The organism is Streptomyces sp. NPDC049970, assembly GCF_040660235.1.
Classification (GTDB): Bacteria; Actinomycetota; Actinomycetes; order Streptomycetales; family Streptomycetaceae; genus Streptomyces.
In genome coordinates this window covers 1-1,101 of record NZ_JBFALP010000064.1, presented here as the reverse complement: position 1 = coordinate 1,101, position 1,101 = coordinate 1, and the positions used below count along the sequence as shown (strand labels likewise).

The 1,101-nt window shown below is 68.5% G+C and carries 1 protein-coding gene; it reads left to right on the top strand.

Annotated elements, in window-relative coordinates:
- A protein-coding gene (locus tag AB0I83_RS31485; protein ID WP_363307055.1) for an IS3 family transposase occupies positions 1-1,090 on the top strand; the annotation gives its coding sequence in 2 pieces (ribosomal slippage) (positions 1-194 and positions 197-1,090; 1,088 coding nt annotated over the 2 pieces). This gene is flagged as partial in the annotation.
- Positions 1,091-1,101: the final 11 nt, after the last annotated feature.

Genomic DNA, 1,101 nt, shown 5'->3' with positions numbered 1-1,101 from the left:
CCGACTTCGGCGTCCACCCGATCACGCTGTCGAAGTGGCTGCGCCGTGCCGACACCGATGAGGGCGCCAGGCCCGCGACAGCGTCGGGTGAGTCGGCCGAGCTGCGCGAGGCCCGCAAGCGCATCCGGCTGCTGGAGCAGGAGAACGAGGTTCTGCGGAGGGCTGCGGCCTATCTGTCGCAGGCGAACCTGCCGTCAAAATGATGTACCCGCTCGTCCGCGAGCTGGCCGCCGCCGCTGCCCCTCACCGGGTGCCGGTGGCGGTGACGTGCCGGGTGCTCGGGCTGGCCCGCCAGCCCTACTACCGGTGGCTGGCCTCACCGGTCACCGGTTCCGACCTCGCCGAGGCATACCGGGCCAACGCCCTGTTCGACGCGCATCGCGACGATCCCGAGTTCGGTCACCGCTTCCTTCTGGACGAGGCCCGGGCCGCCGGTGAGTCGATGGCTGAGCGGACCGCCTGGCGGATCTGCAGGGACAACGGCTGGTGGAGTGCCTTCGGCAAGCGCAGGGGCCGTGGGAAGAACGCCAAGGCCGGGCCGCCTGTCCATGATGATCTGGTGCGGCGGGACTTCACCGCAGCCGGGCCGAACCGGTTGTGGCTGACGGACATCACCGAGCACGCAACCGGCGAGGGCAAGCTGTATCTGTGTGCCGTCAAGGACGTGTACTCCAGCCGCATCGTGGGCTATTCCATCGACGCCCGGATGAAGTCCAGCCTCGCGGTGAGAGCCCTTGAATCCGCGGTGGCCCGTCGCGGCCAGGTCGCCGGATGCACTGTCCATTCCGATCGCGGATCGCAGTTCCGCTCACGGAAGTTCGTGTCCGTTCTCGCACGTCACGACCTGGTCGGCTCCATGGGCCGGGTCGGTGCGGCCGGCGACAACGCGGCAATGGAGAGCTTCTTCGCGCTGCTGCAGAAGAACGTCCTCGACCGCCGTACCTGGGCCACCCGCCAAGAGCTGCGGATCGCGATCGTCACCTGGATCGAGCGCACCTACCACCGACGCCGGCGTCAGAGACGCCTGGCCCGATTGACCCCCGTCGAGTACGAGACCATCATGATCCCAGCCGCAGCCCTGGCTGCATAAACCCCGCTGTC